23 protein-coding genes and 1 tRNA gene are annotated in these 24,653 nt (G+C 61.0%); 13 read left to right on the top strand and 11 right to left on the bottom strand.

Going from position 1 to position 24,653, the window contains the following annotated elements; all coding sequences use genetic code 11:
- Positions 1-4 precede the first annotated feature (4 nt).
- From ACYG9Z_RS07500 to ACYG9Z_RS07515, 4 genes are all read left to right on the top strand, one after another.
- Positions 5-1,171 (top strand): CaiB/BaiF CoA transferase family protein, encoded by a 1,167-nt coding sequence (locus ACYG9Z_RS07500; RefSeq protein WP_023751279.1) that lies wholly within the window; start codon positions 5-7, stop codon positions 1,169-1,171.
- Positions 1,172-1,206: 35 nt separating this feature from the next.
- Positions 1,207-1,977 carry a HugZ family pyridoxamine 5'-phosphate oxidase gene (locus ACYG9Z_RS07505; protein ID WP_023751280.1) on the top strand — a complete coding sequence of 257 codons (771 nt, stop codon included), beginning with the start codon at positions 1,207-1,209 and terminating at the stop codon, positions 1,975-1,977.
- Between the two features lie 153 nt (positions 1,978-2,130).
- Complete coding sequence (locus ACYG9Z_RS07510) at positions 2,131-2,469, top strand: ArsR/SmtB family transcription factor (protein ID WP_023669951.1); 339 nt, start codon at positions 2,131-2,133, stop codon at positions 2,467-2,469.
- A gap of 71 nt (positions 2,470-2,540) precedes the next feature.
- Positions 2,541-3,335: a TrmH family RNA methyltransferase gene (locus ACYG9Z_RS07515; protein WP_023751281.1), complete on the top strand. Its 795-nt coding sequence runs from the start codon at positions 2,541-2,543 to the stop codon at positions 3,333-3,335.
- A gap of 38 nt (positions 3,336-3,373) precedes the next feature.
- Here the strand turns inward: ACYG9Z_RS07515 and ACYG9Z_RS07520 are convergent, their stop codons facing one another.
- Positions 3,374-4,534, bottom strand: a complete 1,161-nt coding sequence (locus ACYG9Z_RS07520) for a coiled-coil domain-containing protein (RefSeq protein ID WP_023751282.1) — start codon at positions 4,532-4,534, stop codon at positions 3,374-3,376.
- Between the two features lie 155 nt (positions 4,535-4,689).
- On the bottom strand, positions 4,690-5,226 hold the full coding sequence (locus ACYG9Z_RS07525) for a DUF1134 domain-containing protein (protein ID WP_245259859.1): 537 nt from the start codon (positions 5,224-5,226) through the stop codon (positions 4,690-4,692).
- A 389-nt stretch (positions 5,227-5,615) separates the two neighbouring features.
- Here ACYG9Z_RS07525 and chpT point away from each other — a divergent pair, with 389 nt between their 5' ends.
- Both chpT and ACYG9Z_RS07535 read left to right on the top strand, forming a co-directional pair.
- The gene (gene chpT / locus ACYG9Z_RS07530; RefSeq protein ID WP_023669947.1) at positions 5,616-6,245 is read left to right on the top strand and encodes a histidine phosphotransferase ChpT; all 630 of its coding nucleotides are present in this window, start codon (positions 5,616-5,618) and stop codon (positions 6,243-6,245) included.
- A gap of 243 nt (positions 6,246-6,488) precedes the next feature.
- On the top strand, positions 6,489-6,857 hold the full coding sequence (locus ACYG9Z_RS07535; RefSeq protein ID WP_023669946.1) for a response regulator transcription factor: 369 nt from the start codon (positions 6,489-6,491) through the stop codon (positions 6,855-6,857).
- An 85-nt stretch (positions 6,858-6,942) separates the two neighbouring features.
- On the opposite strand, the gene ctrA is transcribed toward ACYG9Z_RS07535, so the two are convergent.
- Positions 6,943-7,638, bottom strand: coding sequence for a response regulator transcription factor CtrA (gene ctrA, locus ACYG9Z_RS07540; protein ID WP_006203583.1), 696 nt, complete (start codon positions 7,636-7,638; stop codon positions 6,943-6,945).
- Between the two features lie 449 nt (positions 7,639-8,087).
- Here ctrA and ACYG9Z_RS07545 point away from each other — a divergent pair, with 449 nt between their 5' ends.
- On the top strand, positions 8,088-8,465 hold the full coding sequence (locus tag ACYG9Z_RS07545; protein ID WP_023669945.1) for a flagellar export protein FliJ: 378 nt from the start codon (positions 8,088-8,090) through the stop codon (positions 8,463-8,465).
- 108 nt (positions 8,466-8,573) lie between these two features.
- On the opposite strand, the gene ACYG9Z_RS07550 is transcribed toward ACYG9Z_RS07545, so the two are convergent.
- Positions 8,574-8,975, bottom strand: a complete 402-nt coding sequence (locus tag ACYG9Z_RS07550) for a winged helix-turn-helix transcriptional regulator (RefSeq protein WP_023669944.1) — start codon at positions 8,973-8,975, stop codon at positions 8,574-8,576.
- 92 nt (positions 8,976-9,067) lie between these two features.
- Here ACYG9Z_RS07550 and ACYG9Z_RS07555 point away from each other — a divergent pair, with 92 nt between their 5' ends.
- Positions 9,068-9,997, top strand: a complete 930-nt coding sequence (locus ACYG9Z_RS07555) for an NADP-dependent oxidoreductase (protein ID WP_023751283.1) — start codon at positions 9,068-9,070, stop codon at positions 9,995-9,997.
- A gap of 67 nt (positions 9,998-10,064) precedes the next feature.
- Here the strand turns inward: ACYG9Z_RS07555 and sciP are convergent, their stop codons facing one another.
- The gene (gene sciP, locus ACYG9Z_RS07560; protein WP_013529904.1) at positions 10,065-10,340 is read right to left on the bottom strand and encodes a CtrA inhibitor SciP; all 276 of its coding nucleotides are present in this window, start codon (positions 10,338-10,340) and stop codon (positions 10,065-10,067) included.
- A 257-nt stretch (positions 10,341-10,597) separates the two neighbouring features.
- On the opposite strand from sciP, the gene mnmA reads away from it, so the two are divergent.
- Positions 10,598-11,788 carry a tRNA 2-thiouridine(34) synthase MnmA gene (mnmA, locus tag ACYG9Z_RS07565; protein WP_023669942.1) on the top strand — a complete coding sequence of 397 codons (1,191 nt, stop codon included), beginning with the start codon at positions 10,598-10,600 and terminating at the stop codon, positions 11,786-11,788.
- A 64-nt stretch (positions 11,789-11,852) separates the two neighbouring features.
- Here mnmA and ACYG9Z_RS07570 read toward each other — a convergent pair whose 3' ends face one another.
- Positions 11,853-12,812 carry a Gfo/Idh/MocA family protein gene (locus ACYG9Z_RS07570; protein ID WP_023695851.1) on the bottom strand — a complete coding sequence of 320 codons (960 nt, stop codon included), beginning with the start codon at positions 12,810-12,812 and terminating at the stop codon, positions 11,853-11,855.
- Between the two features lie 236 nt (positions 12,813-13,048).
- Here ACYG9Z_RS07570 and ACYG9Z_RS07575 point away from each other — a divergent pair.
- Positions 13,049-13,125, top strand: a tRNA-Met gene (locus ACYG9Z_RS07575).
- A gap of 305 nt (positions 13,126-13,430) precedes the next feature.
- On the opposite strand, the gene ACYG9Z_RS07580 is transcribed toward ACYG9Z_RS07575, so the two are convergent.
- The 3 genes from ACYG9Z_RS07580 to ACYG9Z_RS07590 all read right to left on the bottom strand — a co-directional run bounded on the left by ACYG9Z_RS07580 (position 13,431) and on the right by ACYG9Z_RS07590 (position 17,784).
- Positions 13,431-14,585, bottom strand: a complete 1,155-nt coding sequence (locus ACYG9Z_RS07580; RefSeq protein WP_023751284.1) for a GNAT family N-acetyltransferase — start codon at positions 14,583-14,585, stop codon at positions 13,431-13,433.
- The gene (locus ACYG9Z_RS07585) at positions 14,582-15,574 is read right to left on the bottom strand and encodes a sterol desaturase family protein (RefSeq protein ID WP_023751285.1); all 993 of its coding nucleotides are present in this window, start codon (positions 15,572-15,574) and stop codon (positions 14,582-14,584) included. Before ACYG9Z_RS07585 ends, ACYG9Z_RS07580 begins: the two co-directional genes overlap by 4 nt.
- A gap of 203 nt (positions 15,575-15,777) precedes the next feature.
- Complete coding sequence (locus tag ACYG9Z_RS07590) at positions 15,778-17,784, bottom strand: heparinase II/III family protein (protein ID WP_245259842.1); 2,007 nt, start codon at positions 17,782-17,784, stop codon at positions 15,778-15,780.
- A gap of 16 nt (positions 17,785-17,800) precedes the next feature.
- On the opposite strand from ACYG9Z_RS07590, the gene ACYG9Z_RS07595 reads away from it, so the two are divergent.
- Together ACYG9Z_RS07595 and asnB are read left to right on the top strand one after the other, a co-directional pair.
- The gene (locus ACYG9Z_RS07595) at positions 17,801-19,042 is read left to right on the top strand and encodes a glycoside hydrolase family 5 protein (protein WP_031243975.1); all 1,242 of its coding nucleotides are present in this window, start codon (positions 17,801-17,803) and stop codon (positions 19,040-19,042) included.
- Positions 19,043-19,264: 222 nt separating this feature from the next.
- The gene (gene asnB / locus ACYG9Z_RS07600) at positions 19,265-21,154 is read left to right on the top strand and encodes an asparagine synthase (glutamine-hydrolyzing) (protein ID WP_023713988.1); all 1,890 of its coding nucleotides are present in this window, start codon (positions 19,265-19,267) and stop codon (positions 21,152-21,154) included.
- 18 nt (positions 21,155-21,172) lie between these two features.
- On the opposite strand, the gene ACYG9Z_RS07605 is transcribed toward asnB, so the two are convergent.
- Positions 21,173-22,291 carry a glycosyltransferase gene (locus tag ACYG9Z_RS07605; RefSeq protein ID WP_031197598.1) on the bottom strand — a complete coding sequence of 373 codons (1,119 nt, stop codon included), beginning with the start codon at positions 22,289-22,291 and terminating at the stop codon, positions 21,173-21,175.
- Positions 22,292-22,459: 168 nt separating this feature from the next.
- On the opposite strand from ACYG9Z_RS07605, the gene ACYG9Z_RS07610 reads away from it, so the two are divergent.
- A complete protein-coding gene (locus tag ACYG9Z_RS07610) occupies positions 22,460-23,899 on the top strand; it encodes a lipopolysaccharide biosynthesis protein (RefSeq protein ID WP_023683435.1) in 1,440 nt (479 codons plus the stop codon).
- Between the two features lie 40 nt (positions 23,900-23,939).
- On the opposite strand, the gene ACYG9Z_RS07615 is transcribed toward ACYG9Z_RS07610, so the two are convergent.
- The gene (locus ACYG9Z_RS07615) at positions 23,940-24,653 is read right to left on the bottom strand and encodes a WecB/TagA/CpsF family glycosyltransferase (protein WP_245259843.1); all 714 of its coding nucleotides are present in this window, start codon (positions 24,651-24,653) and stop codon (positions 23,940-23,942) included.

Consider the following 24,653-nt stretch of genomic DNA (forward strand, 5'->3'; position numbering starts at 1 on the left):
GGCCATGGCGGCCGGCGCAGTGAAGACTGGTCCGCTGGCCGGCCTGAAAGTCATCGAGATGGCTGGGCTCGGCCCGGTGCCTCTGGCCGGGCTGATGTTGTCGGAGATGGGCGCCGAGGTGCTGCGCATCGAGCGCACCGGTTCGGACCAACCCCTGCTGCCGCTCTCCGATGCGTACAATCTCGACCGTCACGGCCGCTCCATCCTGCACGTCGACCTCAAGCAGGCCAAAGGAACGGAACTGCTGCTGCGCCTTGCCGAAAAGGCCGATCTGTTTGTCGAAGGCTTTCGCCCCGGTGTGATGGAGCGGTTTGGTCTCGGCCCGGATGCTGCATTGGCGCGCAATCCGGCGCTGATTTACGGCCGCATGACCGGCTTCGGCCAGGACGGGCCGCTCGCAGGTCGCGCCGGCCACGACATCACCTACCTCGCCTATTCCGGTGTGTTGCATGCCATAGGCCGGGAGGAAGGCCGGCCGGTGCCGCCGCTGAATCTGATCGCCGACAATGGCGGCGGCGCCATGATGCTGATCGCCGGGGTGCTTGCAGCGCTGTTCGAGCGCTCGCGCTCCGGCAAAGGCCAGGTGATCGACGCGGCGATGGTCGAGGGCGCTTCGATGCTGGTGGCCCCCATACACGCCTTCATGTCGGCAGGTCTGTGGAGCGACCGGCGCGGCGCCAACCTGCTCGATTCCGGTGCGCCCTTCTACGACACCTATGAGACGGCGGACGCACGCCACGTTGCGGTCGGCTGCCTTGAGCCGCGCTTCTTCGCCGCATTCGCAAGGCTGCTGCCGCTCGGCGAGGATTTTGTCCGCGGCCAGTACGACAAGGCGTTGTGGCCGGACATGCGCGCGGCCATTGCCGACCGGTTCCGGCAGAAGACACGCGACGACTGGGACGCGCTGTTTGCCGCAAGCGATGCCTGCGTGGCGCCGGTTCTGTCGCTGGCCGAAGCCAGGGATCATCCGCACAACCGGGCGCGTCACGCATTTGTGAAGGCCGGTGCGCTCGAGCGGCCCGCACCCGCGCCACGCTTCTCGACCTCGCAGCCGGCGCTTGCCGGCATGCCTGAAGATGACGATCAGCGACCTCAGACCGTGCTGGCGCGCTTCGGCTTTTCGACAGCCGAGATCAAAGCGCTTGTCAAAGCCGGCATGATTGGCCAATAACTGGATTTAGAAAATCAACTTACCTGGTGGGCATTTTGGACCAGCCGAAGAAGGACGTCATTCGCGCGACGGACGCCGAGGCGATCAGGCTGGCCGCAACGCTGATCCGCAGCGCCCGTTTCGGCGCCCTCGCGGTGATCGAGCCGTCGACCGGCGCACCGCTGGCCTCCAGGGTCGGAGTCGCCACCGACATCGATGGCACGCCTCTGATCCTTGTCTCGGCGCTGTCAGCCCATACCGGCGCCATCCTTGCCGAGCCGCGCTGCTCGCTGCTTGTCGGCGAACCCGGCAAGGGCGATCCGCTGGCGCATCCCAGGATAACGCTGGTGTGCCGGGCGCAGCCGCTGGAACGCGGGTCGAGCGCGCATGCCCGCGCCGAGCGGCGCTATCTCAACCGCAATCCCAAGGCAAAGCTCTATGCCGAGCTCGGCGATTTCTCGATCTTTCGCCTCGAGCCGGAGCGCGCCAGCCTGAATGGCGGCTTCGGCAAGGCCTACCTGCTCGACCGTGCCGATCTCATCACCGAGGGGTTGATCGTCGACGAGCTGGCCGCCAGCGAACAATCCGCTCTCGGCCACATGAATGCCGACCATCTCGACGCCATCGCCGTCTATGCCCATCATTTCGCCAGGGTTGAAGGTGATGGTTGGACCATGACCGGCTTCGATGCCGATGGCATGGACCTGGCATCGGGCGACACCGTTTGCAGGGTCTATTTTCCGCAGCCATTGAAGACCGCGCGCGACCTGCGGCCGGTTCTGGTCGACATGGCCAAAGCCGGTCGTGCGCCAGCTACGCAAGGATAATCGTCATGAATCAAAAGCACGTCTTGAGATTTGGGCGAAATCATCTACGATTCAGGCGACGCTGAATCAGCAGCGTGATCCATAGCTGAATTATAGCAGCCAACGCTATTTGCCCCCATAGCGTTTGGATGAGCAGGAAAACATGGGGCATCGATGGTCTCGACCAAACTAATCGCCAATGCCGAATCGGCGGCGACATTTCTGACCCTTATGGGCAACGAAAAGCGGCTCTTGATCATGAGCTATCTGGCCGACGGTGAAATGTCGGTCGGCGCCATCGCCGAAAAGGTGATGCTCAGCCAGTCCGCTTTGTCGCAACATCTGGCCAAGCTCAGGGCGCTCGATCTTGTCGAGACCCGCCGCGACCGGCAGATGATCTACTATTCCTGCAAGTCCGAAGCGGTGCGCGAACTGTTGCGCATGCTGGACGGCATTTTCGGGATAGGCGACTTGTCCCAGATGGCAACGCGTCTGCGCCGCGCCGGGACTTGACCTGCAGGGCTTGACTGGCGGCTCCGATCGCTCCTTACCTCGCTGACGATTTTTCGCCGGCCGAGGTATTGATGGATCCGATCCAGATCGACGACGCGCGCGATCCGCGGGTCGCCGCCTATCTCGACATCCGCGAGCGCGATCTCACCGGCCGCCATGGCCGGTTCGTTGCCGAAGGCAAGGTGGTGCTGGACGTCCTGCTGTCAGCCCGACGCTTTGCTGCGGAGTCGGTCCTGGTCCTCGAAAACCGGCTGGCCGGGCTCGACGACATCCTGCACAAGGCCCCTGCCGACCTGCCGGTCTACGTTGCGGCAAGCGCCGTCATGGACAGGATCGCCGGCTTCCGCATGCATCGCGGTATATTGGCGATCGGCAGCAAGGGCACGCCACAGCCCGCCGAGGCCTTGCTCGACACCTTGCCTGCCGAAGCGTTGATCGTCGTTCTCATCGGCATCGCCAACCATGACAATATCGGATCGATCTTCCGCAATGCCGCCGCCTTCGGCGCCGATGCCGTCTTCGTCGACGCCACCTGTTGCGACCCACTGTATCGCAAGGCGATCCGCGTCTCCGTCGGCGCCGCGTTGAAGGTGCCCTTTGCGTCCTTCGGCGACACTGAAGCTTTCATCGCGAAGCTCGGCGAGTTGGGCTTCGGCCAGGTCGCTTTGTCGCCGCGTGGTGAGGCTGACATTCGCGATGCCACGCGACCGAAACGACTGGCGCTCTATCTCGGCACCGAAGGCGAGGGCCTCCCGGAGAGGCTGCTCACTCGCCTGCGGACGGTGCGGATCGCGATGTCGGAAGGGTTCGACAGCCTGAATGTTGCGGCCGCCTCAGCCATCGCGCTGCATCATTTTTCGCGCTGATAGGGGTAGTCGGGCAATTTCAAGCCGAGGCTCGAAACTCAGCTCGGCGAGTCCGCCTTCTGCAACGCCCGGACGCGATCGGCGAGGCTGGTGGTTCCTGACCGCGTTTCCTGCGGCGCCGCCAGCGCCTTGGCGATCGGTGAATCGGGTCCTTCGAGCTTGGCCGTCAAATGGACGACCTCAGCCGCCAGATTGTTCATTTGTTCGCGCAAGGCAGAACCGGCATCATTGCCATTGCCGGGGCCATTCCCGGGCTTCGCGGATCCAGAACCGCCAAGCTCCGCCTTCATCCGCTTGTTTTCGCGGGCCAGCGTCGTCAGCCTGGCTTCCAGCCGCTCTCGGTCGCCTTCGAGCTTGGCGAGCGTCTTGTCGATGTCCTCGTTCCTGGCGCGGGCACTGTCTTGCGCACCAACCTGGCCAGCAGCCGCGGCGGCTCCCGTAGCGTCGCCCTTCAGCCGTTCGCGAAGGCGGGCCAGTTCTTTTTCGCGACGATCGAGCTTGTCCTCGCGATCGGCAAGCGTGGCGAGCAGGCGCTCGAGCTTTCTGTCGAGGTCGGCGGTTCTTTTCTTTTCGGCCTTCAAGGCATCGCGCGTGGCCTTAGCTTCGGTGACGACTTCCTGATGGCGCTTGTCGGCCTCCTTGCGCTGGCCGCGCAGCACTGAAATGTCGTTGGCGAGTTTTTCCAGCTCGGATTCGCGTGCCACGAGTTCAATCTGACGATTGCTGGAGGAGAAGGACGCGTCGTCGTACATATGTTCGAGCTTTTCCAGCTCGAGCGCGCGCTTCTCCATCATGCGCTCTGTTTGTGCAAGCCTGTCCGACAGCTGTCGTATCTGCTGCTCGCGATGCAGGAGCAATTCGTTTTTTTCCCCGAGCTCCGAAAGCGCCTGCTTCTTGTCCTTGCGCTCGACCGCCAGGCCTTTCAGCGCCTCGCGGCCCCGATTGATTTCGACGAGTTGCTCATTCGCCTGCTCACGCAGCGTCTTGATGCTGATTTCGAGCCGGCGCGTCGTCATGGCGAACTCGGCCCGCAAGCTGTCCTTGTCGGCCTGGATCTCGGCCAGCGTTCGCGGCACCGACGCCTCGACACGCTTGCGTGTCAGCGCGACCGCCCGCCGCCAGATGGCCGGCGCGACCAGCAGCGCCAGAAAGCCTGCGCACAGAAAGCCGAGGGCGAAGAACAGGATCGACTGAACCAAGGTGACTACCCGTTACGGGCGGGCCGCTATCCGGCAACCGCCAAGTCTGGACTTTGCCATGTTCGCATGACGCAAATCCAGCGCTGCGGCAAGGGTTTGCCGCAGCTGCACCGGGTCAGAATCTGTTGATCGGGTCGAAGTGTGGTCGGAATCGCTCAGAAAGGATTCCAGGTCGGCCTCTGCGTCAGCTTCAGATAGCCGAGATTGACGCCAAGCCGCGCGCCGACGCCGGTGCGGATCGGCACCAGCAGCACCCTGTTGTTCTGCAGCACGTTGAAGCCGACGCCGGCCACGACATAGGCCGAACCGGCAACGCCGCCGAACCGATTGTAGAGATTGCTGACGTCGTCGAGGTTATAGACGAGCATCATCACCCGCGATCCCTCGCCGCCGAAATCCCAACCGAGCGAAGGCCCTTGCCAGAACACCTTATGGTCGCCGGCATTCTTGGTGTAGAGCGTACCTTCGCCATAGGTCAGGCCCCCGATCAGCGCGCCGGATCCCTCTTCGCCGAGCAGATAGCCATTGGGCAGGCCGTAGGAGGCAAAAATCTTCTCGACGACGGTTGCGAGACCGCCCGACGTCGCGCCGAAGAACTTGTGACCGGAATCGACGATCTCCTGAGCGGTGTATTCCTGTGCCCGCGACGCAGAGGTTGAGAAAGCGAGAGCGCCCATGAGGGCAATCGCCATGAAGAAGACGCGGACAAACGTCCGGTCGTAGAATCGGGAAACCATGCTTCCAATCTCCGTCAGGGAGCACTTTCGCCGACGCCTCGCACCCCGTCCGGCTCTTTAGGCGGCCGTTAAGGATGACTGTTACGGGCAAACTATGCCGTAATCCTTTTTCAACCATTAACCTCCCACATGAACATGGCGGTTCGAAGGCTGTTTCTGACGGTCTGCGCGGGCGCCCATCCTGTGCAAAGTGCCGTTTTTCTCACAAGAATTGTGGATTGTTGCTGCACGCTCGGGCGCTGTGTATTCAGAATGCCTGGGGGGAGAGAGCGTGATTCGGGTGGTGAGCGTGGCTGTCGGCCGCGCGGCCACCAGGATGTGAATTTTAGCAGGGATTTTCGCCGATGGCTGAGCTTTTCTCTCTCTCCGCACCCGATCTCGCAGCCTTGTTGTGCAGCCGAGTCTGCCACGACATCATTTCGCCGGTCGGCGCCATCAACAACGGCCTTGAACTCCTGGACGAGGGCGGCGCCGACGAAGACGCCATGAAACTGATCCGGCAGAGCGCCAGAAACGCTTCGGCCCGCCTGCAATTCGCCCGCATCGCCTTCGGCGCCGCCGGTTCGGCGGGCATGATGATCGACACCGGCGATGCCGAGTCCGTCGCCATCGCCTTCCTGAAGAACGAGAAGCCGGAATTGATCTGGAACGGGGTTCGCGCCCTGCTGCCCAAGAACAAGGTCAAGCTGCTGCTCAATTTGCTGCTCGTCGCCAATGCCGCCATCCCGCGCGGTGGCAGATTGGTGGTCACGCTGGAAAACCTCGACACCGAGCCGCGCTTTGCGCTTGCCGCAAGCGGCCCGATGCTGCGCGTGCCGCCGAAATTCCTCGAGCTCCATTCCGGCAACAAGCCCGAGGAGCCTATCGACGCCCATACCGTCCAGCCCTACTACACGCTGCTGCTGGCGCGTGAGGCCAACATGACGATCTCGATTCACGCGACCGCCGAAGAGATCGTGCTGTCCGCGGCTTGAGCGAAGCCGTTCGGCAGGACGCCGAGCATCAAGAACAATCAAGTATCTTTTCCCGCTGATATTTGCGGCAATTCAGAACAGGCAAGTTTCATTGCCGGCAACGCCCCTGCAGAATGGGGCTGCAAACGACATGTTTGGAAAAACTTTACCTAACGGCTTTTCTGCTTCTTTACCAGATCGGCCTAGTGTGCATCCCGATACCCGGATGCCGCCGGTTCGCCCCATGGCAAAGAGGACCCGGAAATGAAGCGCTGCATGTTTGTCGACGATTCGAGCGTCATCAGAAAAGTTGCAAAACGGATTCTTGGCGGCTCCGACATGGTGGTGATCGAAGCGGCAACTGGACTTGATGCTGTCGAGATGTGCGCTGCCGAGATGCCTGATGTGATTGTCGTCGACGGCGCCCTGCCGGACATGCAAGCGGTCGACGTCATTCGCCAGGTTCGCGCCATGGAGAGCACGATCAAACCACAGATTCTGATCTCACTGGTCGAGGTCGACGTTGCCTCGATCATGAAGGCAAAGCGCGCCGGCGCCCAGGGTTATCTGTTGAAGCCGTTCAACCGGCCGCAACTGCTCGAACGTTTTCGTACCTTGAAGGTTGCCGCCTGATTCGGCTCGTTTTCGGCCAAAAAGGACAGCAAAAAACCCGGCCTGAGCCGGGTTTTTTGCATTGGTTCAATCGGATGGTGTTCGCTCAGGCGCTGACGCGGATGTCTTCCGGCTCGCGCAGCACATAGCCGCGACCCCAGACCGTCTCGATGTAGTTCTGGCCACCGGATGCTGCGTCGAGCTTCTTGCGCAGCTTGCAAATGAAGACGTCGATGATCTTCAGTTCCGGTTCGTCCATGCCGCCATAAAGGTGGTTGAGGAACATTTCCTTCGTCAGCGTGGTGCCCTTGCGCAGCGAGAGCAACTCCAGCATCTGGTATTCCTTGCCGGTCAGATGCACGCGCTGGCCGCCGACTTCGACGGTCTTGGCGTCGAGATTGACCACCAGGTCGCCGGTGGTGATGACCGACTGGGCATGGCCCTTGGAACGGCGCACGATGGCATGAATGCGGGCGACCAGCTCGTCCTTGTGGAACGGCTTGGTCATATAGTCGTCGGCGCCGAAGCCCAGGCCGCGCACCTTGTCCTCTATACCGGCCATGCCGGACAGGATCAGGATCGGCGTCTTCACCTTGGACAGGCGAAGTGTCCGCAAGACTTCGTAGCCGGACATATCGGGAAGGTTGAGGTCGAGAAGAATGATATCGTAATCATAAAGTTTACCGAGATCGACACCTTCTTCGCCGAGGTCGGTCGTGTAAACATTAAAACTTTCAGATTTGAGCATCAGCTCGATGCTCTGAGCGGTTGCACTGTCGTCTTCTATCAGCAGAACGCGCATTTCATTCCCCTTTTCTGCCGCCGGACCATGTCACGACCCATCCGGGACCGGAGCAGTGATTGCCTGAACAGAGGCTGCCATCGAATGGTTAACAAAACCTAATTCCGCACCAAGGACGGTACCAGATTTTTTAACCGCTTTCTACACCCTCTTGAATCTAATGATGAATCACAGAACCAAATCGCTAATGCTACACATTAATAAGTCGGACTAAGTGACTCAAGGGACTCGCTGGCCGGCTTCCGCATCGGGAGCCGGAATTTTTACCCGGCCTTAAGTCCTCGCCCTTATGATTAACAATGCGCGTAAACGAATGGTTACCGCCGGCAAAAAACTTTAGGGATTTGTTTCCCATAGTTCGGGGAATGCCGGTGGATACGGGCGGCGCCAGGCCCTGGCGGGCGGATTGGACGATATGTGCAGGTGTGCGTTTCCGGGAGTACCGAATCATGAAGTCACGTGAAAACCTCGTTCGGCTGAAGCAATTTCAGGTGAATGAGAAGCGGCGGCAGCTGCTGCAGCTCGACATGATGATCGCCGAGTTCGAGCGCATGGCCGTTGAACTGGAGCTTCAGATCACCGCCGAGGAGAAGAAGGCCGGGATCACCGACATCAATCATTTTGCCTATCCGACCTTCGCCAAGGCGGCGCGTCTGCGCCGTGATAACCTCAGAAACTCTCAAAGCGACCTCGCCCAGCAGCGAAGCGCTGCCGAATCATTACTCGGCGAAGCTGAAGCGGAGCTTTCCAAGGCCGAGATGCTGGAATCGCGCGACACCAAGATCCGCGACGCGGAACTCGGCGGTCGCAGCGCCATGATCGGCTGACGGCAGGGTTTTAACCCGACCGGTGCCCCCTGACGCCGCGCTTTGCTTTGCGTGTAGCGCGCCAAAAGGCTCCGGCGCTGCTGACCTGGCCGCAAGGCGGCCGCAGCTTCAGGCCCGTGTCAAATCCCCGTCCTGGTTCGCCGCCGCCCTCGCCCGCGCTTGCTTGATGTCAGGCACATGCTCTTCCGACCAGGAGCGTATCTGGGTGAGCAGCCCCGCCAGGTTCTGGCCAAGTTCGGTCAATTCATATTCGACCCGCGGCGGGATCACTGGAAAGATTTCGCGCCGCACCAGCCCGTCGCGCTCGAGGACGCGCAGGGTCTGCGTCAGCATTTTGGGTGTGATGCCTTCGAGCTTACGCGCCAGTTCCCCATTGCGCATCCGGCCACGGCGCAGCGCACAAACCGTCAGATAGACCCATTTGCTGGCCAGCATCTCGAGCACGGCGTGCGAAGGACACGTCCGCTGGAAGGCGTCATAGCCGGAGCCGCAATCATTATCACTATCCATGAGGTGCCTATATATGGAAAAGGTACATGCTGGACAAGGGAATTTTACTATCGAAATGATAGTGGCTCAGAAAACCCCAGCAGGAGCCTCCCATGCGTGCCGTTATCCAGAATTCCGTCGGCGGGCCCGACGTCCTCGTCATCGCCAATCGCCCCGCGCCCTCGCCCAAGTCAGGCGAAGTGCTCGTGCGCGTGCATGCCGCCGGCATCAATCCGGTCGATGGCTCGGTGCGCGCCGGTTACTATCCTTTGCTGGGCGAACCACCCTTCACTTTGGGCTGGGATATTTCAGGCACGGTCGAGGCGGTAGGCCCAGGCGCCGATGGCGGCCTCAAGGTCGGTGACGCCGTGTTCGGCATGCCGCATTTTCCCAAGCAGGCCGCGGCCTATGCGGAACTCGCTGTCACCCCGGCCGATGAAATCGCACCGAAGCCGCAAGGCATCGACCACAATCATGCCGGCGCGCTGCCGCTGGCCGGTCTGACCGCCTGGCAAGGCCTTGTCCGCCATGGCGGCCTGAAGCGCGGCCAGCGCGTGTTGATCCATGCTGCGGCTGGCGGCGTCGGGCATCTGGCGGTGCAGATCGCCAAGGCGCACGGCGCTTATGTCATCGCCACCGCCAGCCCGAAGAAACTCGATTTCGTCCGCTCGCTCGGCGCAGATGAAGTGGTCGACTACACCAAGGGAGATTTCACCGCCGAGGTCAGCGACGTCGACCTGGTGCTGGAGCCGGTGGGCGGCGACCATGCCGACCAATCGCTGACAGTCCTGAAGGACGGTGGGGTCCTGGTGTCGCTGCTCAATGTCCACGACACCACCCGAGCCAAGGCTGCTGCGCGTGGGATCCGCGTCGAGCGCATGTCCGTCGTGCCCGACCGTGAAGGCCTCGTCGAACTTGGCAAACTGGTCGATGCGGGAAAGCTTGCGGTCCATGTGGCAAAGAGCTTTCCGCTCGAACAGGCGGGCGCCGCGCACGCTTTTCTCGCCACCAGGCCGATCGGCAAGGTGGTGCTGACGGTCTGAAGCAGCAGGCATTACCGACAGGCAAAAGGGCGCGGTTACCGCGCCCTTTTCTATTGTGGTCCTGGCTCTAGTGCCGGTATTGCTGGATGCGCGTCGTGCGCAGCCCGGCAAGGCCGTATTCGTCGATCGACGCTTGCCAGGACAGGAATTCCTCGGTGGTCAGCTTGTAGCGCTGGCATGCCTCGTCGAGGCTCAAAAGCCCGCCGCGCACCGCAGCAACCACTTCCGCCTTGCGCCGGATAACCCAGCGACGTGTATTCGTCGGCGGAAGATCGGCAATCGTAAGAGGGCTGCCGTCAGGCCCAATAACATATTTGACTCGCGGTCTAACAAGATCGGTCATCGTACTCTCTACTAAAAACTCAAAGACCCAATCCCCACCACATTACCGCCACAGCTTTAAAAATTGCCTAAGCGAACCCTAATGAGTAGGTAAGGATCATGAACGCCGCGTTAGTCTTTTTATCGGCATTTGAGGCAACGGCGGGCAGGCGCGCAATTTTCCCGCAAAATCGGCACCGCCGCAAAGCTAGCGCCGCTGGTGTGGTTGACCTATATTCGCGCCACTGCCATTGAAGCGCCGCGCAGAACGAAAGAACCATGAACAGCCTCGACCTTCCCGCCAGCCCGCAAAACACCCGCATCGTCGTCGCCATGTCGGGCGGTGTGGATTCGTCTGTCGTTGCCGGCCTTTTGAAGCGCGAAGGCTATGATGTCGTCGGCGTCACGCTGCAGCTCTACGACCATGGCGCCGCAACGCACCGGGCCGGGTCGTGCTGCGCCGGCCAGGACATTGACGATGCCCGCCGCGTTTCCGAGACACTGGGCATTCCGCATTACGTGCTCGACTATGAGGAGCGCTTCCGTAAGGCGGTCATCGACCCGTTTGCCGAAAGCTACGTCGCCGGCGAAACGCCCATTCCGTGCGTCTCTTGCAATCAGACGGTGAAGTTCGCCGACCTTTTGGCCACCGCCAAGGACCTTGGCGCCGATGCGCTCGCCACCGGCCACTATATCCGCTCCGGGGCCAATGGCGCCCACCGCGCGCTATTCCGGCCCGTCGATGCCGACCGCGACCAGAGCTATTTCCTGTTTGCCACCACGCAGGCGCAGATCGACTATCTGCGCTTTCCGCTGGGTGGGCTGTCCAAGCCTGCGGTGCGGGCCATCGCCGAAGAAATGCGGCTGACCGTTGCCGCCAAGCAGGACAGTCAGGACATCTGCTTCGTGCCCCAGGGCAAATATTCCGACATCATCGCCAAGCTGAAGCCAGCTGCCGCCAACCCAGGCGACATCGTCCATATCGACGGCCGCGTGCTCGGTCGCCATGACGGCATCCTGCGCTATACGATCGGCCAGCGCCGCGGCATCGGCATCGCCTCGGGCGAGCCGCTTTACGTCGTCCATCTCGACGCCGACCGGGCCCGTGTCATCGTCGGCCCGCGCGAGGCGCTGGAGACCCACAAGATCTATCTGCGCAACATGAACTGGCTGGGCGATCGCGCGCTGTCCGACATTCCGGCCGCCGGCATGGAGCTGTTCGCCAAGGTCCGCTCGACGCGGCCGCCGCGCCCGGCCGTGCTGCATCACCGCGCCGGCAGCACCTTTGTCGAACTGGTCGACGGCGAGTCCGGCATCGCGCCCGGACAGGCCTGCGTGCTCTATTCCGACGACGGCAACGAAGCCCGCGTCTTCGGCGGCGGCTTCATCGAGCGCTCCGAGCGCGGCGCCGAGGCCGAAGCCATGCTCAGCCGGCTCGCAGCCAGGCCGGCGCAGATTCCCGCAGAGTAAACACTACCCTCTCGGAGACAGTTTTAGTTTCGATCTGCCTTAAAAGCAGAGTTTCGAAACGGTCTCAGGACTTTGTGTGCGTGACTGTACCCGCCGTCAGGATGCGCAGCACCCTGATGGCTTCCTCGCCGCTGGTGCGCGGCTCGGCCCGCGTCTCGATACACTGGATAAAGTGCTTGAGCTCGCGCGTCAGCGGCATCCCCTGGCCGACCGCGACATAGGACGGCTCGTTGGTGGTGAAGGCCCACTGGCCGCTGTCCTGCCACACCGCGTGGCGGTAGACGGCCAGCTTGCGCTCCCAGGGCTCGACATCGTCGAACACCGCCATCGCCTTGGTGCCGACCACGGTCAGCCGCCGCTCGCGATAGGGATTGAGCCGCGAGGTGAAGAGATGGCTGCGCAGCCCGTTGGGAAAACGCATGTGCAGATGCGCGAAATCGCTGAGATTGTCGAGGAGTGCCGCCCCCTCGCCCCTGACCTCGATCGGCTCGGTGCCGGTGATGGCCAGGATCATCGACAGATCGTGCGGCGCCAGATCCCACAGTGCGTCGTTCTCGGTGTGGAATTTGCCGAGGCCGAGCCGGTGCGAGTGGATGTAGCGGACCTCGCCGAGCTCGCCATTGTCGATCAGCGCCTTCAGCGTCTCGAAGGCGGGATGGAAGCGCAAGACATGGCCGACCATGAACACGCGGCCATTGTCCCTGGCCGCCTGCACGGCGCGCTCGGCGTCGGGCACGGTCAACGCAATCGGCTTTTCCACCAGCACGTCCTTGCCGGCCTCAGCGGCGCGAACGGCAAGATCGGCATGGAACTGCGGCGGCAGCGCCATGACGATGGCGTCGATATCATCACGCACGAACAGCTGGTCGGGCTCGATCGCCAGGCAGTCCTGCTCGCTGGCAAAGCCTTCGGCCCGCGCCCGATTGGCATCGGAAACCGCATGCAGCGCGCCGAGCGCCTTGAGGGTGCGGATGTGGTTGCTGCCCCAGTATCCGCAACCGAGGACTGCAATGCGCGGCTTCATCAGCTTCAAACTCTAATTTCTTGGCCGAGACATAGCGGCGTGCCCCGTCGAACTCAACCCCGGTGGCTTACCGGAGATGCCAGCCCGGCAAAGCTTTTACCGGCGACAATATGCCGGCGCCCCTCGCGCATCGATGCTTGACAGGCTCGCCCTCCCAACCTTATATCCGCGCGACCTTGGCGAACGCCTCGAAATGCCTTTCGATTTAAGGCGGATTTCGGGCCTTTCGCCGCCCTGGCGGGGTAGCTCAGTTGGTTAGAGCACGGGAATCATAATCCTGGGGTCGGGGGTTCAAGTCCCTCTCCCGCTACCAGCCTACCTAAGGTACTGAAATCATAGTAAAAACGCCGACCTATGGTAGCGCCCTGTCCGAAAAAATCTTCAATGATTCTCAGGACCTAGCCTGCTACCGTTGTGACGCCAACGAACGTGTTGCAACGCTTCGCAGACGACAAACTGCGCCTCGAGAGACGTGATTTGCGGGAATTGAAGTCTGCACCTGCGGACCCATTCGGTCCCGATTCCGAGGCGCAATCGACGCGGATTTTCGAATGGCGCGCCCATGTCGCACGCCAGCCCTCAACGCTCGGCGGCTTATGCCCAAGTTATCCAGCTAAATTAAGCAGTCTCATCGGGCGGGCGCTCTGGATTCGCCGACGCCAATCCGCGTGAGCGTACGCGGATCGTCTGACAGATACGATCAGCGAGAGAAGCGAGCGCGCCCTGCACAGTGCGTGCCCCAAGAATGGATTGGAGGGTAACGGCCTGTGTTGCAAACCTATGTTTGAAGGCCTCTCCGCCACAGAGGAAATCGACCAATCCCAAGCCGTGATCAAACGACCACTGTATATACTCCGTAATCAGGACCGCACCCGGCGACGCTCGGCTAAAATCAGGGTCGTAGGTGGTAACGAATGCCATCATGACGTTGTGCTGGACGATGTTGATGGAAACCGCGACCATCGCACCATTGCATTCAAGTACGAAAATGCGCAGCACACCGGCGCGTGACAGCGCGTCCACCAGGGCGGCAAGAACCGGCTCGCCCTCTTCGAAAAGGTCGGATTCACGCGTGTGCTTTTCCAGCCATCTGCGCTTCAGCGCCGACAGTCGCTCCAGCAATGGCTGCAGCGGCTCGTCGGCCGACAGGAGGCGGAATTTCACTTCGCCTGTTTCTTCCAGTATCTTGATGCCGCGCCGATAGTTCTGGCGCATCTTTTTCGGCTGGTCCGCCAGCCATGCTGCTCCGCTGGCCCACTGTCCAGCGACGCGATAACTGACTTCCTCCCGGTGATTGGCGCGAAGCTTGACGCCGCTGGAAGAGCCCGGTGTAAAAATCCTGCGGGCTGCCGCATCCGGCGACAGACGATTGATAAAAGCAAGATCGAAGCCACCCGCCGAACAGATCCGGTTCCAGAGGTTCTGGAGGGCCGATAGGGAGCATTCCGGCGCGACAAGAATATCACCATAGTCCGTATAGCTATTGGCGGCCCATTCGAGGAGCCGAAGTCCTTTTCGTCTGCCGATCGCCAGGGGAATGACAGCGACCAGCCTGTCATCGCTCCATACCAGGCCGATCCGCAGCGAGCGCCGGTCGCGGTCGCGCACGGTGCTCCACCATGCCGAAACCCAGGCATGGCTCTGAAAGATCAGTGCATCGGTACGATGCCATAGGTCTACCCATTCGGTTTCGATGGCGGCCAGGCGATCCGTCGAACTGACGATTTCCAGTCGCTCCGCGCCAACAGCGTCAATCGAAGCCATTTTGTTCATGGTTGGAGACGGTCCTGCGGCCGCGCGACATCGATGCGCTTTTGAAAAAGTCGCACGATATGGTTTGCCATTTTCTTGAGCGGCAGCACGTAAAGTCCAAAAAGCGACTGATAGTCGCGTACGTCGCGATCTATCAGCCCAAACTTGAGGTCTTCGTCCGGATCCGGGATGAACTGCGTTCCGAATATGCGATCCCAGAATGAAAAAAGCAGCCCGAAATTCTTGTCGTAGTGGCGAGGGTCGACACTGTGATGCACCTGGTGCCAGTGCGGACACAAGATGACGCCGTTCAACCGGCCGAAGGAAATCTTCAGATGCGTGTGGCGAACAAAGTCCATCATGAGAATGTTGCGAATGACATAGACGTTGATGCCAAATATGGCGATCTCGACCGGATTAAGCGCAATCAGGCTCCACAAGCCGAAACTGATCCCCGGTATGACGCCGTCCCAGATCCGGTTCATCAGATCGTCCAGGGGGTGAACCCGGTCCTTGGTGATCCCAACCATCACTTCGGCCGAATGATGCACCTTGTGCAATTCCCACAGGAACGGAAAACGGTGCTGGGCAACGTGATATAGGTAGTAGGAGATATCGTAAGCAACGAGCATGGTTGCGGTGAAGAGGATGATCGTCACTGGGCCGGCGGGGCCGGGTATCAGCGGTTGCGAGATGCTGAAGAGCCAGCCGACTGCCTGGTTTGTTGCATATCCCATGGCGGCAACGAAAGTGACACCGGCGGGAATGAGCAGGAAGGGCATCACCAGCCTTTTCGTGATCCAGAACAATGCGTCCGCTCGCGCCGATGGGTGCATGATGACTTCCGCGGGAAAGGCGAAGTCGAAAAAGTCCCGGAAGGATTTCTGTTCGACCGTTCGCCAGTAGGCGACCACCGCGCTCCCCAGCGCCGTGAGCAACAGGAGACCGAGTGTCAGCAGATTGATGTGTGAGAGTTTTTCCACGATCACTCTGGCGAATTCCGAAAACATCGATGCAGTGGCTCCTAGGTGGTGAAATGGTGATCCGGCTCGTCGCGAAGCACATATTGCCAGGCCCATCATATGCTGCCCGCAACTGTGTATCGGGATGCGACTGGCAGAACAATCATGGCCAAATTAGCAGATCAACGGTGTCAAAACCGCTAAATATCTGAACGTAATTAATGTCGAACGCTGCGCCTGCAACCTGCCCGTTATCGGGTCTGCGGCGGACTTGGCGCGAGCCGGATGACTACTCCCTTTTCGCCTACTTGGCCACGCCATGCGAGGCGTTCGGCTGGCTGCCTTGCACCAAAACGCGGCGAAACCCAGCCGCCCTGGCCCGGTGTGTCGCCGCCGGAACGGATGTGGATCGCTGCGTCTGGAAAGTGGATAGTCATCAAAGGTTCAGCGCCGCGCAATATCGTGACAATGTTTCCATCCCTGTTGGCGTGGAGGTCGGCGGCGAGTTGGAAGACGATCTCAGCGACGCGGCTGCCGCCGAGCAGTTGGTCGGTCACGAGGATGCCGTCGCCATCGCGTGTCACGGCGCGTTGATGCACAACGCCGAAGCGGCCTTTGTACCCGTCATGTCGGGCACACAGCCTCCAGTGCGGCCCCGGCTCGCTCTCCACCAATGTCGCAACCGCCTTGTGCGACCAGTTGAACGCCCCGGAGATGATGCTTTGGCTTTTACCCTCTAGGTTCAGCGTGTTGTGCGCCGGCGTCGAGCGGAACCAGTCGCGCCAGCCTCCCCCCGAACCATAGAGCCATGTGCCGGGGTCGACCAGCACCGGATCGCCGTCAATGCACAGGGTGAGCGACAGCGCGTCGGCATGACCGTGCGCCGCTATCGAAAGGTAGCCCAGCGGGCCGTGGTCGTATGTCAGATGGACGTTGCGACCATTCATCTCGCCGCGCCAGACGGAGAGCCCGCCTTGCGTGAATGTATGCAATCCATTCGGCACCGGCGCCGGCCGCGGTGGCGCGCCGAAGAAAAGCGCGCGAAAATCGCCAGGCTCCGGTGCGCTGCCCGGCATCCGTAGAAAACCATGGATGGCGGCCGCGACCGATCCGACATAATCGGTTTCGCCCCCCACCGTGATCACGCGGCCTTCATCATTGTCGCCGAAGCCGCTGGCTTTCGGCGGGAGCCAGCCTGCGAAATTGGCGAAAGCGGCCAAACGCGCTTCGACGGGCTGGGGAAAAGGCAGTCCGGCCTGGCGCGCCGCCGCAGCGCACAGCAGGAAAAGCTCGGCACTGAAGGCGGCGTAGGTCGGGGTCTGCTCGGCCCCGGCGCCATCGGCCAGGATCTGTTTGAGCACCTCAGCCAGGAGCGACTCGCGAGCCACCTCGGCCCCGAAAGCCAGACCGATCAAATATTCGCCAGCCAATTCCGCGACGAGATGGTTGTTGGCGGACGAAAAACGGGAGGGAAACCGCGGCAGCCAATAGGCGCTTGCCGCCAGTATTTCACCTACTTTTTCTCGCGTCGCCGCGCCAAGCCGGTCGCCGACGAGGTCGAGCGTGACAATCAGGCTGATGGCTCGTAGCGCGACCTCGATGCCCGAGGCCCAGCCAACGCCCCGAAATGGTGGGTTGGCGAAATGCCAGCTCTCGATCGCCGCCTCGATGGCCGCACGGGATTGATCATCGCCGGTGAGAAGCAGATGGGCAGCCAGTGGCGGCAGTTGCTGCAGCCGGTTGATTTCCCAAACATATTTTACATCGCCACGGCCGGTGGCATGGCGAAAATCGATATCGAAAGTATGGGTCTCGGGGCCCGGCCAAAGCCGGCCGGTCACCGGATCAAGGCGCCAGAGCTCGGGGGGAAAGAGAGTATGGGGGTCTCGCTGTGGCCAGGTCTGCCCAAGTGCTGAAAACTGGCCCCGAAGAGTGTTTTGCGCAGCCGCCTCGACAGCTTGCCGCTGGGCTGGTGTCGCAGCGGCCGGCACAGCATTCCGCAATCCGTGCAGCACCGGGTGCAACTGCGGCGACGCATAGCGCTGCCAGCCGTCGTCGCGGCGGCGCGAAACGGTCCTCCGGCGCTGCTCGTCCAACCGATGCAATATCTCGGCCAACTCCATGCTGCGTAATCGGTTGAAATACCACCCGACCCTCATCCGCGCTCCGCCAAGATTTTGATCCTCATACACCATCCCGTCGAAAAAGCGTGTGGCGGCATCCTCTTTTCCGTTCCCGCGGTTAATATCTTCGGCCATGACGCGGAGTTTTGCGATGAGAAAAGTTGTCTACGTCATAGCGTGCGCGCTTGGCATGGCTATGTCAGCCGAGGCGGCGCCGATCCCGCTTGAGCGCGGCGTCGGCGTCCATGAATGGCTCAACTGGTCGCCGGTGGAGAAAGATGGTTCCTACAAATGGCCGCCCTATCGCAGCGAGAAGGAATGGCTTGCGGGCGGCAGGCCGCTCACCGATTGGCCGGACGGCGACCAGTTTGATCGCATTCGATCCATGGGCTTCGACTTTGTCCGGCTGAGTGTCGACCCTGGCCCTCTGCTTGCCAGCGAGGGCGCCAAACGACAACAGGCGCTGGACATGCTTGCCGCTGCGGTGCAGCGGGTCGTTTCAAGCGGGCTCAAGGTGGTTTTCGATCTGCATGGCGTCAGCCAGGTTCCGGCCTACAGCATGGAAATGATCTATGGCGGGGCCGACAGCGAGGGTGTTGCCCGCTATCGCAAAATGGTAGTGGCGGTGGCTGCCATGCTGATCAAAATTGGCGCCGACAAGGTCGCCCTCGAGCCCTATAACGAGCCCGCCTACTACCCTTGCGATTCAAGCGGCAGCGATGACTGGCAGCGGATCATGGCAGGCACGGTTCGCGATATTCGCGCCGTCAGCAGCGAACTCACCATCGTCGCGACCGGCGCCTGCGGCGGGAGCATCGCGGGACTGGTCAACCTGGACCCCAACTTCGACGACCCCAACGTCTATTACAGTTTCCACATGTATGATCCGCACAGCTTCACGCACCAGCGGGCCGATGACAAGAACGCTTTCTCCTCCGGCCTTCCCTGGCCTGCCGACGCCAGCACGCCCGAAGTGGTCGCCGAAACCCTCAAGGCGCAGATGGACGCCGCCGGCTTGAGCCAGATCGAAGAGGTGATGAACATGGCCTCGGCGCGTGAAACGATCGCCCGATACTTTGAGCAGAATTGGGGGCAGAGCCAGCTCGAAGCGGGTTTCCGTCAGGCGGTCGACTGGGCTGAAGCCCATGGCATAGCGAGCAGACGCCTGTTCGTGGGCGAATTCGGCGTTATCCTGATGTCTGCGGATGGCCGCATGGGAGCTTTCGATGCTGATCGCCTGCGCTATCTCATGGCAGTGCGCAGAGAGGCGGAACGTTTCGCGATGCCGTGGTCGGCCTGGGAATTCTCCAATCCTTACGGAATGAGTGTTCTCCAACCCAAGGGGCCTGCGATCCCGGACCGGGAGATGTTGCGGGCACTAGGCCTGCCATAACTCGTCATCGGGTCAGGATCGGTTCGAGCGGTCTGCCTTGTTGCTGGCGATCAATCGCGTGGAAACCCAAGGACTGTCGTCTCAGTTGCAGCCGAGAGGGCCTGATCGAACCAAATCAGGCTCAGTTTTAAAATCACTCCACCGAGCAGCTATTTAATATATTCGCTGTAGATTGGTGTCCTCAATCATACGCAAACAAGGGAAAAAGGGCCAAGGGAAAGAATGTGCGGAATTGCCGGCTGGATTGGGCGCAGGGTCGAGAAGCCACAAGATCGGGCCGTCGGGATGTCGAATGCCTTGCAGCATCGTGGTCCCGATGCCGAAGGCATCGAACTCTTGGACCTGAATACAGGCGAGGACCAGTTGGCATTGGTGCATCGCCGCCTGGCGATTATTGACTTAAACGCCGATTCAAATCAGCCGATGCAGACCGAGGACGGACGGCTCCGGATTATTTTCAACGGCGAAATATACAACTACATCGAGCTGCGTGAGGAGTTGATCGGTCTCGGTCACCGTTTTCGCACACGCTCCGACACGGAAGTGCTGCTCAGGGCTTATGACCAGTGGCGCCTGGCCATGTTCGACCGATTGAGCGGGATGTTCGCTTTTGCGCTGTGGGACGCTCAACGGCGCGAATTGATCCTCGCCCGCGACCCCTTTGGAAAAAAACCCCTTTACCTCATGCAAGGCAGAAATTTGCTCTCGTTTGCCTCGGAGATCAGCGCGTTGTTGTCTGCGCAGCCAGATGGCCAGCAGCTCGATCTGGATGGAGTGCGCGAGTATCTGACCTGGCGTTACGTGCCTGGACCGCGGACGCTTTTCAAACAGATCCGCAAGCTCAACCCGGGAAGCTACGCTGTGTGGTCGCAAGGGGAAGTAACGGAAACGCGCTATTATGCGCCCCCGGATCACACCGATCTGACAGCGGATATCGATCCAGGAACCGCCAAGCGACGATTTCTGGAATTGCTCGACCGTTCTGTCGAGATCAGGATGCGCAGTGATGCGCCGTTTGGCGCCTTTCTATCCGGGGGGCTCGACTCGTCGGCAATCGTTGCCCTGATGACCAGGCACAGCGACAACCCCATTCGTACGTTTTCGGTCGGTTTCAGCGAACAGGCTTACAGCGAGCTTCCATTCGCCCGGCGCGTCGCCGATCATTTCAATACCGATCATTGCGAAATCGTCATCCAGGCGGATGACCTGATGACTCATCTGCCCAAGATGGTCCGCCATCGGGGGGCACCTGTTTCACAAAGTACGGACATTCCAATTTACCTGATGTCGGTTCGAGCCTCGCGGGACGTCAAGATGGTGCTTACGGGCGAAGGGGCGGACGAGATTCTCGGCGGCTACCCCAAACATCGCGCAGAGTCTCTGGCGGGTGTCTACCGGTCACTTGTTCCAGCGTCGCTTCACAACAATCTCCTCGCCCCTTTGATGCGCGCATTGCCCGGCGCATCGGCCAAGTTCGACATATTTGCCCGAAGCGCGGGTGAACGGGACTTTGCCACCCGGATGATCTCCTGGTTTGGAGCCATGACGGCGCGGGAACGCGATTCGCTCCTCGGTGGGTTGGCCACTTGCGGCCATGACTGCAACGATTTCCCGTTCTCTTCGAGTGTGACGGAATCTCATCTGCGCCGTGTGTTGTTTTTTGATCAGACATCGTGGTTGCCCGACAACCTCTTGGAACGGGGCGACCGAGTGATGATGGCCGGTTCAATCGAGGGGCGAATGCCATTCCTTGATCGCGATCTGGTTTCCTTCGTCAGCCAACTGCCCGATCGTTACAGGCTGGGCCTCCTGCACAGCAAACAGATCCTGCGCGACTGCATGGCCGGCATGGTTCCCGACGAGGTCCTCAACCGCCCAAAGATCGGCTTCAAGGTGCCCGTCGCCGAATGGTTCCGCGGGCCGATGAGCGATTATGTACGGGACCATCTGTGTTCGTCCCATTCGGTCATCCGTAGCTATTTGAGCGCCAAGAAGCTGGACCAGATTGTCAGGGAGCACGCCGAGCGCGCCGCGGACCACGAAAAACTGATATGGGCGCTTTTGAACCTGGAGATATTCCACCGCGAATTCGCGCTTGGCCCGCCGCAGTGACGACAATGAAGGACAGCGTCAGCGCTTGACCGATCGCGCCTCGGACGCGACCGATCTCCAGACATCGCAGATCGCGTCGACAAACGGTGCAAGCTCAAGCCTTTCCCGGTGCACCGCCATGGCGGCGGCGCCAAGCCGCGCGCGCAGCGCCGTATCCTCGACCAGCCGAGTTAACGCCTCGGTCAACGCCGCCACATCGCCGGGCGGCACCAACAGACCGGATTGTTCGTGGGTGATGATGTCCTCGACCGCGCCAACCGGGGTGGCCACGACAGCCAGGCCGGCCGCCATGCCTTCGATCACCGACATTGGCAGATTTTCGGCGAACGAGGGGAGCACCAGAATATCGGCCGAAGCGATCAGTGATGCGACCTCGTCAGGTCCCACCCAGCCCGGAAAAGCAATACGGTCGGCAATCCCTAGAGCGACCGACCTCGCTCGTGCCGGCTCGACCTCACCATCGCCGGCGATCGTGGCACGCCAACCCCTGAGATGTTTCATCCGCTCCAGCGCCTCGCCCAACTGCGGCACGCCCTTTCGCTCGCCGATGCGGCCGAGGAACAGGATGTGCACGTGATCGCCTCCGCCGACATGCGCCAGGGAAGGAACTGCCGTGGCGTTGGGAACGATGACAATATTGCCGCCGCTCCCCGGTGCCCGGCTGGCGACGAAATCGCGCCAAAGCCCGCCCAGGACAATCACCCGGCCGGCATGCTCGAACAGAGCCCTGATACGGCGGCTCATAAAACTATGATCATCTTTCCAGAATGTCTGATACTGCGCCCCATGCAGATGAAGGACATATGGTATCGACAACAGCCTGGCGCAGGCGGCGATCATCATCTTGCGATAGGTGCTGCCGGAGACCGATATATTGATGTGAATGACGTCGGCGCGTCTGTCGAGGCGGGCCGCAAGCATCCGCGCGCAAAAACCAAGCATGTAGAAGATCGAAAGCCCGACATGTCCCGGGCCACGGCTGGAAAGAAAGCGCAGATCGATGTCGGCGATCTCTTGCCGTTCGAACTCCTGCTTCAGCGCCCCCATGATCCGGTCGATGCCGCCTTGTCCCGAAACGCCCGAGGGCGTTGCGACCAAGACATGTATTTTTCTATTGTGGGCGAGACGCTGCAACATGACACCATTTGGATTGCGGATGCCGGGTGACCGTAAAGCAAACGTTCCAAAAAAGGTTTACGACAAATCTTTTGGTTCAAACTGTATCCGTTCACCCTTTGCCGTCATCATGCTGGAATTCCCGTCGGTCAACGGTTAATCGACGGCAAATTTTCCGGGGACAACCCTTTGCTGCTCCGTTCCACGCTCATCTATGGCCCAGCTATTCTGCTGACGCGGGTCTCCGCTCTGCTCCTGCTGGTCGTCATGACGCGGTTGATCGACCAGACCGAGTATGGCCTGCTGACCCTGGTGGTCACCGTGGGCGAAATGACGGATGTTGCCGTTACCAACTGGCTGCGCATTGCCTTGCTGCGGCTTGGTGGAAAAGGCGACGTCAGCCGTGGCAGCCTGATGCTTGCCGGACAGGTATTGCTTGCCACCACGGTGCTGGCCCTGATCATATCCGTGATCGCCTCGGCGGTGATCGTGCCGGAGCGTTGGATCGAATTTGCAATCGCCGTCTGCAGCTATCTGATTGCCGGCTCCATCAGCCGGTTCGCGTTGACGGTGCTGCAAATGCAGCAGCGTCATTCCCTCTATTCGATGCTTGAATATCTGCGCGGCCTGCTGCAACTCGCCTTGCCGATCGCCGCCATCCTTATCTTCCAACGCTCGTTTCTGACGGTATCGCTCGGCTCGAGCCTCGCCGTGCTGATTGCCGGCATCGTGGCGTGCGTGGTGGCATCCGGGCGCGTTATTGGCGGCCCGCCGCGCTTCACCCACAAGGAGTTTTTTGCCCTCGGCGTGCCCCTGGTCATCATGGCGCTGGTCGGTTTCGGTCTCAACAGCGCTGAACGCGTCTTCCTCAAGCTCTACTACGATGCCGGCGCGGTGGCCGTCTTCGCAGCCGCCTACGCATTGGCTCGGCAGCCGATCGATATGGTCGCCAACGCAATCAACATGGGCGCATTTCCAGAAGTGGTCAGCCGCTTCGACGAAGAGGGATCCGAGGCGTCCGGGCGGTTGTTGTCGCAACTCATGGCCTTGATGATACGCCTTTGCCTGCCGGTCGCAGCAATGCTTATCGCGCTCAGCGGCGACATCACGCGACTCCTGCTGCCCGCGGAATATCATGGTCGCTTCGGTCTGCTGTTTCCGATCATCGCCTTCAGCGTTCTATGTGCTAATCTCACAAGCTTCGTTTATGGCGTCGTGGTGCACGCACATAAGCGGCCGTGGTTGCTGATCATCGCCAATTCCTTCGGCTCGGTGGCAACGATTTCACTGTCTTTTCTGTTGATCCCCACCATGGCGGAGGTTGGCGCGGCGTTGGCGTTGGCGGGCGGATCGCTGGCAGGTCTTGCAGCCTGCATCGTCATCGCCGAGAGGCTCACGCCGGTGCCGGTTCCCTGGCGCGACATCGCTGTCTCGGTCATCATTTCTATCTGCACCGGACTGGCCGCCAGCCTTGCCAGCACTGGGCTGGGCAATATGCCGGCGATCTTTCCGCTCGCGGCGGGCGGTGTCGCCGGCGCTGCGGCTTTCCTGGGACTGACCTGGTTGTTTCACCCCGCGGCCGTGACGCAGTTCATCGGCAAGCTAAGGGTACGGCTCCGGATCGCATAAATCCCGCGCTATGAGGCATGCTTGTCTGAAAGTCGCGAGCCTACGGATTGACGTTTCGGCGTCCCCGGCGAGACCAGAACTCACGCCACAGCAGCAGTGCATAGGCGGTGTTGGTATCGTAGTAGCGGCGCCACAAGCGTCGCGGCTCCTGCGCCACGCGAAACAGCCACTCCAGGCCCGCCGCCTGAACCAGTCTCGGTGCCCGGGCGACCTTTCCACCATAGACGTCGAAGCTGCCGCCCACGCCCATGACGAAACTCGGAGCGAGTACGTCGCGATAGCGCTTGAGAAAGCGCTCCTTGCTCGGCGTCGGCATCGCCACAAACAGACAGTCGGCACCTGAAGCGTTGATGGCCTCGACGATCGCGGCCTCTTCCTCCGCCTTGAAATACCCATTGCGCCGGCCGGCAATGGCCAGGCTCGGATGATCTCTGGCAAGTCGGCTTTCAACTGCGTCGAGAATGTGCTGTTCAGCGCCCAGAAGGTAGGGGCGATAGCCACGCCTGGCGCACAGCGCAAGCAGGTTGATCATGACGTCGACGCCGGTCACACGCTCCGGCAACTCGACGCCGCAGAGCCGCGCGCCCCAAAGCACGCCTTTGCCGTCGACATTGACCATATCCGCCCCGACGACATCCTCGCGCAGTTCGGCATTCTTGCGCATGTTCACAAGCTTGGCGACGTTCACGACAACATGATGAAGCGGTCGCCGCGTCGCCATCGCCTCGTCTGCGATGGCCAGCGTCTCGGCCAT

The sequence above is a fragment of the Mesorhizobium sp. RSR380A genome, from assembly GCF_054719385.1.